The sequence below is a fragment of the Methylobacterium trifolii genome (assembly GCF_022179685.1).
GTDB lineage: Bacteria > Pseudomonadota > Alphaproteobacteria > Rhizobiales > Beijerinckiaceae > Methylobacterium > Methylobacterium trifolii.
Genome location: NZ_BPRB01000186.1, coordinates 22,770 through 30,024, shown reverse-complemented (window position 1 = coordinate 30,024; position 7,255 = coordinate 22,770). Strand labels below are relative to the sequence as shown.

Below are 7,255 nucleotides of genomic sequence, written 5' to 3'. Positions count from 1 at the left end.
CCGCGGTCTACGGAGTGACCGCCGAACTCCCCGCCCGCATGCGCCGCCGGGACGCACGGCCCGCGCCGCTGCGCGCCCACGAGGACTGTCAGAGGGACCGAGCATGGCAGCACAGGGGAAGGTCATCATCACCTGCGCCGTGACCGGGGCAATCCACACGCTCGATCCGCGGCGCAAGCGTCGGGCGTCGGGATCGGGTCGGCGTCATGGCGAGGTCCGCAGGGTGATCCGCGTCAGCTCGGACGGGCGGCCGAGCCGAAGGGCGAAACCGGGCCACAGCGCGGTGCCGTTGCTGACGTAGAGCAGCATGGCCCCGACCCGGTACGCGCCGGAGACGAACCCGGCGTTGCCACGCGCGACCAGTCGGTCCAGACCGCGGATCATGCCGCCGTGGGTGTGCCCGGACAGCTGCAGCGCGACCCCACGCGCGGCGGCCCGCGCGGCGTTCGCGGGCTGGTGATCCAGCAGCACGATCGGCGCAATCGTGGGCGCCCCCGCCAGGGCGGCGTCGAGGTCGGGCCCTGGGTGGCCGGTGGCGGGTGCGGAGCGGTCGGTCACGCCTGCCAGCACCAGCGTGTCGCCACCGCGCGCCAGGACCGTATGGGCGTTGGCGAGGACGTGAACCCCCAGCCCGGCGAGGTGACGCATCCAGGCGTCGTGGTCGAAGAAATACTCGTGGTTGCCCGGCACGGCCCAGACGCCGTCCCGCACCCGCAAGGCGCGCAGGGGCTCGACGTCGGCCCGGCGGGCTGCGAGCGAACCGTCGATGAAGTCGCCCGTCACCACGATCAGGTCGACCCCGAGGCCGTTGGCACGCGCGACGACGGCCCGCGCCCACGCGGCCGGGAACAGGCGGCTGATGTGCAGGTCGGTCAGGTGCAAGATCGTGTAGCCGTCGAAGCCGGGGGGCAGGTCCGCGATCGCGACGGCGACGTCCTTCAGCGGCGGCACGCGCACGGCCTGCCACACGGCGAACGCCGCCAGGAGCGCGGCCGTGAGGGCGACCGCGTAGCGCCATGGGGTGGAGATTGCCCAACCGCCCCCGGGTAGGACGAGGGACGCCAGCGCCGCGACGTCGAGGGCGAGCAGCATGGCCGCCGCCAGTGCGATCGCGCCGAACGCTCCGTTGAACAGGATCACCACCGGGCGGGGAAACTCGGGCGCGAAGACCGATCCGGAGGAGAGGCGACTCCACAGGTGGTACTGGGATGCGACCAGCAGAACGGCCGCCAAGCCGAGCTTGAGCGCCGGCGGCCATGGAAGGGGCCACACGCCCCGCGCAATGACGTAGGCGGCGGGCAGACTGGGGATCAATCGGATCATGGGCCGCTACATGGACCGGGCGACGGTCCGAGGGCAAAACCTGCGGCTCGGCCCCCCGAGGCCGGGGCGCTCCAGGCGGGATCGGATCGCCCGGACGTGCTCGGGCCTGAGGGGCGGCCTGGGTCCGATGAAGCGGCTGACGTTCCAGGGGCGGCAGGTCGTCTCGATGGCCGAAAGCATGATGAGTCTCGATTCGAGGAGCCATCAGCATCCCACCCGACCCGCGATCGAGCCGCGGCGCGGCTGCGCATCAGGAGCAGGATTCGGTGCGCTGCCTTCGAGCGGTCATACGCTGCAAGGGTGTCCACACGTCGCTGTCGACCGCCAATCCCGGGGACCGAAAAGGCCTCGGCCATACTCTCGACGCAAAAGCCGAGCTTGGCATTCACAGCAAGCGTGGCCGCTTTCAGATTGGCAGTACGCGCGACGGGTGTGTGGCCCAGCGTTGTCGCGTCGCGCCGCAGGGCATGGGAAGTCCGGAAGCATGATCATGGACGGTGGGAATGCCCATGCGGGTGAGATCGCTCTGCCCGGGCGTCGGCGGAGGCTTCTCGACCGCCGGTCGTTTCTGGTCGGCTCGGCCGCCGGTCTCAGCGCCCTGGGGCTCGCCGGGTGCGCGACATCCGACGGCTTGATCCTCGCCGAGGCAGCGAGAGTCTACGGTCCGATGCCGGACGAGAAGTTCCCGATCCCGGCGGTCGATATAAGTAAGGTCGATCCGAAATTCTATCGCCGGACGGTGCGTTACGAGACCAAGGAACCGCCCGGTACGATCGTCGTCGATCCCGGCAACTTCTACGTCTACCGCATCGAGGGCGACGGGGCCGCCACCCGTTACGGCGCCAATGTCGGCCGCGACGGGTTCTTGTGGAGCGGTGACGCTTACGTCGGCCGCAAGTCCGAATGGGCGACCTGGACACCGCCCAAGGAGATGATCCGGCGCCAGCCCGAGGCCGCCAAATACGCCCGCGGCATGCCGGGGGGCCTCGACAACCCGCTCGGCGCCCGCACCCTCCATCTCTACCAGAATGGCGCCTATACGCTCTACACGATCTACGCCAGCAGCGAGCCCGAGACGATCGGCAGCGGCATTACGAGCGGCTGTGTCGGCCTGCTCAGCCAGGACATGATCCACCTCTACGCACGGACGCCGGTCAAGACGAAGGTCGTCGTTCTGCCCACGTAGGCGACGGCGTTGGCCTCGCTCCACACGGCCCCGACCGGGACGCGTTCGTGATCTGTCGGCACGCTCCCGAACCGCATCCATTGGGCCGATAGAGCATGGCGTCGACCACCTTGCTGCCGGTGTTCAGGTGGATCGCACCAGGATTCAGAGGACTTGCGAGAGGAAGCGGCGGGTGCGCTCGTCCTGCGCAGCCGAGAAGAGCGTCGCCGGCGGTCCATGCTCCACGATCACGCCCCGGTCGGTGAAGTAGACGTGGTCGGCGACCTCACGTGCGAAGTTCATCTCGTGGGTCACGAGCAGGCAGGTCATGCCCTCCTCGGCCAGTTCGCGGATGGTGACGAGCACCTCCTTGACCGTCTCGGGATCGAGCGCGGCCGTGACCTCGTCGAACAGCATCACGTCGGGCCGCATCGCCAGCGAGCGGGCGATGGCCACGCGCTGCTGCTGGCCACCGGACAACTCGCCCGGATAGGCATCCTCCTTGCCGGCCAGCCGCACCTTGGCGAGCAGCGCGCGGGCCCGGACCTCGACCTCGGCCCGGTTCTGCCCGAGGACGTGGAGGGGGGCCATCATCACGTTGGCGAGCGCCGTCTTGTGCGGGAACAGGTTGTATTGCTGGAAGACCATGCCGACCGTGCGGCGCAGGGCCAGCTTGTCGAGCTTCGGGTCGGCGACCTCGATCCCCGCGACGCGGATCGTGCCCGAGGTCACCGGCACGAGGGCGTTGATGCAGCGGATCAGCGTCGACTTGCCCGAGCCCGACGGACCGATGATGCAGACGACCTCTCCCTTGCGCACGTCGAAGCTGATGCCCTTCAGGACCTCGAACGTGCCGAACGACTTGTGCACGTCGCTCACCCGAACGATCGGCTGGTCGGAGGTCCAGGTCGAAGGCGGGATACCGGCCATGATCACTCGGTTGACGGTCAGCGGGTTTCGAAGCGACGTTCCAGGCGGGCGGTCAGCCGGTCGATCGGGTAGCAGTAAAGGAAGAAGCAGAGCAGGGCGAAGCCGTAGAGCGGCGCGAAAAGCTCCGGCCGCCCGCCCTCGGCCGCATGCACCTGCGCGGTGAGCGTCAGCATTTCGGTGACGCCAACGATCGAGGCCTGCACGGTGGCCATGGCGATGAGCGCGTAGACGTTCATCCACGGCGGCAGCATGCGCTTGGCGCACTGGGGCAGGATGATGCGCCACAGGATCTGCCGGCGGGTGAAGGCCAGGGACTCGGCGGCTTCCCACTGCGTCGTCGGCACGGAGCGCACGGCCCCGCGCACGATCTCGGCCACGTTGGCCATCACCGGCAGGGCGAATCCGAACGTCGCCTTGACCCAGTCGGGCAGCGGCACGCGCACGCCGAGCACCGTGACCTGGAACGGCACGAGGAACATCACGAAGAACAGCAGCACCAGCCACGGCACGTTGCGGAAGACCTGCGTCACCGTCCAGGCGAGGCGGCGGAGCACCGGACCCTCGGCGAGCATGGCGATGCCGAGCCCCGTTCCGGCCAGGGTGCCCAGCAGCATCGCCATCAGCGAGATCGCCACGTTGAAGGCGAAGCCCGTCAGCAGAAGCGGCGCCCACCGGATCACCACCTCCAGCGGAGACGACGCACCGCTGCCGGCCTGCGCCCAGGCCGGGAGCGCGACGGCCGCAAGGCCGCACAGCAACCACGCATGGGCCGGGCGCAGCCGCGTCTCGGGGCCGGTGCGGGACAGTGCGGAGGGCAGCAGGACCGGCAGGTCGCCGGGATGCCCCCCCTCCCCCGGCGGGCCGCCCCCTGCCGGCCGGCCGTTCATCGCAGGGTCCGTCATCGGCCGTATCCCGGTATGCGCAGCGCCCGCTCCCAGCGGTGCATGATCCAGACGAGGGCGCCGACGAGGACGGCGTAGGTCGCGAGCAGCACGAGCATCATCTCCAGCACGTTCTGGGACTCGGACCAGATCTGCTTGACCGCGTAGAGCGTTTCCGGAACCGCGATGGCGTAGGCCAGCGTCGTGGTCTTGAGGAGATTGATCAGGTTGTTGTTCAGGGCCGGCAGGCAGACGCGGAGCGCCAGCGGCAGGACGACGTGCCGGTAGGCCTTCAGCCGGGTGTAGCCCAGGGCCTCGGCAGCCTCGACGGTGGTCTTGGGCACCGCCTCGATGCCGGAACGGAAGATCTCGACGTTGAACGCGCCGGCAAACAGCGACAGCGAGACGATCGCCCACTGCACGTTGTCGAGGATGGGTGCGCGCAGGCCATCGGCCGTCCGCGCGGCCGGCAGCAGTGTGCCGATGCCGAAGTAAAAGAAGAAGATCTGCACCAGCGGCGGCGTGTTGCGGAAGGCCACGACGAAGCCGTTGACCAGCCCCCGCAAGAGGCGGGACGGGCTGCTCTGAAGCAGCGCTCCCACCGCCCCGATCGCGAGGCTTGCGAGAATGGTGGTGACGCCGAGTAGAAGCGTCATCCGAAGGCCGCCGACGTAGCGGTTCCAGTCGTACGCGTCGTAGAAGACCGTGAAGTTCAGGCCCGTCGTCTCGTAGAGACGCTGGAACCAGGCCTGGATCGTATCGATCATCGCGACCGCCGCCGACCGTCGTGCGGACCTGCCGGGCGGATTCGCATCAGTTGGTCGCGTTCTTGTACTTCTCGTGCATCGCCTTCGAGTAGGCGGTCGGCTCGATGCCCCAGGCCTTCTCCTTCGCCACGATGAGGCCGGTCTTCATCCAGTCCTTGGTCGTCGCCTCGACCATCGTCTGCAGCGAGGTGTTGCCCGGCGCGACCGCCATCATCCAGGGCGCGTCGAGAATGCCCGGGAGCGGCAGGGCGTAGCCGGCCTTCCAGTCGTCGTCGAGGAGCTTACCCTGCAGCATGCTCTGGTCGTAGACGTAGCCCAGGCAGTTGCCCTGCTTGAGCGCGAAGAGCGGCTTCTCGGAGCCGTCGAAGGCGACGATCTCCGCGCCGTAGGTGCGCGCCACGTCCTTGTTGTACCACGCCCCCGAGGTCGCGCAGAGCGGTTTGCCCTTCAGCTGGGCCCACTCCGTGATGCCCGAGGTCTTGGGCAGGAGCACGTTGACGAAGTCCGAGTAGTATTGCGGATCAATCGCCTGCACGACGCGGCGGCGCTCGGGCTTGTCGGAGAGCGTGGCGATCAGCAGGTCGACCTTGCCCTGCTGCAGGAACTCGATCCGGTTGGCCGAGACCACCGGCACCAGTTCGAGCTTCACCCCGAGGCGCTTGGCGACGTCGGCCGCGAGGTCGGGCTCCAGACCGATGATCGCGCCGCTCGGATCGCGGAAGCCGAAGGGCTTGTAGTCGGCCTTGACGCCGACGATCAGCGTCCCGCGCTGCTTGATCGCCTCGACGCCGTCCGCGGCTACGGCCCGCCCGGGCGCCCCGAGCGCCAGCGCGGCCAGGACCCCGGCAGCGGTGATGGCGCGGATCGTGTTTCGCATCGGATCGGTCCTGTTCGGGAGATCTGGGTGGGTCTCAAGCAATCGACGCGCCATCGTGGCGCGCCTCAGTGGAGCCGGGCGAGGGCGAACGGCGCCAGGTCGATCCGGCTCCCGCCCCCGGCCATTTCCTCGGCCACGGCCTCGCCGATGCCGGCGGAGTGCTTGAAGCCGTGGCCGGAGCAGGCGGAGACCACGAGCACCCGCTCCATCTCCGGGTGCCGGTCGATGATGAACCCGCGGTCGGGCGTCACCGTGTAGACGCAGGCGACCGCCTGGACGAGGTTCGGGGTCGCACCCGCCAGTCGATCCTTCACGCGCAGCCGATACATGCGGTCCGACTCCCGAGGGTCCACGGTGCGATCGACCGCGTCGGCGGTTGTGACGGTATCGTACTGCTCCGTGGCGACCTTGATGGTGGCGTAGCCCGGCATCGGCGGGAAACCGTAGAGGTAGTCCGTATCGCCGGTCCCGTACATCCATATGAAGACGGGCGACTCCGGCCCGTAGGCCGAGGTGTCGTCGAGGGCGTACCAGTGCAGGAGTTGGCGCCGGACCGTCAGCAGCCGGTCGAACGGGCGCCCCAGAAGCGGAGCGGTCCAGGCACCGGCGGTGACGACGGCGCGGTCGGCCACGATGCTGCCGTGGGTCGTCTCGATGTGCACGCCGGCAGCATCCTGCCGAAGTCCCAGGACCTCGTAGCCCGTCCGGGTCTCGGCCCCCAGTTCACGGGCGCGCCGCAGTTGCGCGGAGACGCAGCGCTCCGGGAAGACGTAGCCGCCGCAGGGCTCGTAATAGGCCTTCTCGTCGCCGGCGAGGTTCAGGAATTGCGGGAAGCGCCGCGCGACCACCGTGCCGTCGAGGACCTCGTGGACGATCCCGGCCGCCCTTGCCGCGGCAATCGAGCGGCCGACGAAGTCCGGCTTGCCGTGGTGAGACGAAACGCCGTTGCCCGGTGCCATGACGAGGGCACCGCAGGCGTTCAGCAAGGCCTCCCCGGTCTCCGCCTCGAGTTCGCGCCAGATGCGATGGGAGGCGGTGACGAAGGGGACGTAGTCGCTGCCCTCGCCCACGGCCTGGCGCGTGATCCGCGTCTCACCGTGGCTCGATCCGAAGGTATGGGGTGGGGCAAAGCGATCCAGCCCGATCACCGAGGCGCCGCGGCGTGCCAACTGATACAGGGCGGCGCTTCCCATCGCGCCCAACCCCAACACGGCGACCTCGCACTTCTCGACCACTAGACGGCCTCCCGCCGCCGGGTCCGGGAGCCGGGCCGGTTCCCGCACGAGGATGAACGCCGCGGAGCGGCGACGAT

The 7,255-nt window shown here is 69.2% G+C and carries 7 protein-coding genes; 1 reads left to right on the top strand and 6 read right to left on the bottom strand.

Annotated elements, in window-relative coordinates:
* Positions 1-204: 204 nt before the first annotated feature.
* Positions 205-1,323: a metallophosphoesterase gene (locus COGEMETH_RS16340; protein WP_238183658.1), complete on the bottom strand. Its 1,119-nt coding sequence runs from the start codon at positions 1,321-1,323 to the stop codon at positions 205-207.
* Positions 1,324-1,807: 484 nt separating this feature from the next.
* On the opposite strand from COGEMETH_RS16340, the gene COGEMETH_RS16335 reads away from it, so the two are divergent.
* Positions 1,808-2,509 carry a L,D-transpeptidase gene (locus COGEMETH_RS16335; RefSeq protein ID WP_238183657.1) on the top strand — a complete coding sequence of 234 codons (702 nt, stop codon included), beginning with the start codon at positions 1,808-1,810 and terminating at the stop codon, positions 2,507-2,509.
* 144 nt (positions 2,510-2,653) lie between these two features.
* On the opposite strand, the gene COGEMETH_RS16330 is transcribed toward COGEMETH_RS16335, so the two are convergent.
* The 5 genes from COGEMETH_RS16330 to solA all read right to left on the bottom strand — a co-directional run bounded on the left by COGEMETH_RS16330 (position 2,654) and on the right by solA (position 7,178).
* The gene (locus tag COGEMETH_RS16330) at positions 2,654-3,418 is read right to left on the bottom strand and encodes an amino acid ABC transporter ATP-binding protein (RefSeq protein WP_283215004.1); all 765 of its coding nucleotides are present in this window, start codon (positions 3,416-3,418) and stop codon (positions 2,654-2,656) included.
* Between the two features lie 17 nt (positions 3,419-3,435).
* A complete protein-coding gene (locus COGEMETH_RS16325; protein WP_373875382.1) occupies positions 3,436-4,305 on the bottom strand; it encodes an amino acid ABC transporter permease in 870 nt (289 codons plus the stop codon).
* A gap of 11 nt (positions 4,306-4,316) precedes the next feature.
* Positions 4,317-5,066, bottom strand: a complete 750-nt coding sequence (locus COGEMETH_RS16320; RefSeq protein ID WP_238183655.1) for an amino acid ABC transporter permease — start codon at positions 5,064-5,066, stop codon at positions 4,317-4,319.
* Between the two features lie 46 nt (positions 5,067-5,112).
* Positions 5,113-5,943 (bottom strand): transporter substrate-binding domain-containing protein, encoded by an 831-nt coding sequence (locus tag COGEMETH_RS16315; RefSeq protein ID WP_238183654.1) that lies wholly within the window; start codon positions 5,941-5,943, stop codon positions 5,113-5,115.
* A gap of 65 nt (positions 5,944-6,008) precedes the next feature.
* Positions 6,009-7,178, bottom strand: a complete 1,170-nt coding sequence (gene solA / locus COGEMETH_RS16310) for an N-methyl-L-tryptophan oxidase (RefSeq protein ID WP_238183653.1) — start codon at positions 7,176-7,178, stop codon at positions 6,009-6,011.
* Positions 7,179-7,255 lie beyond the last annotated feature (77 nt).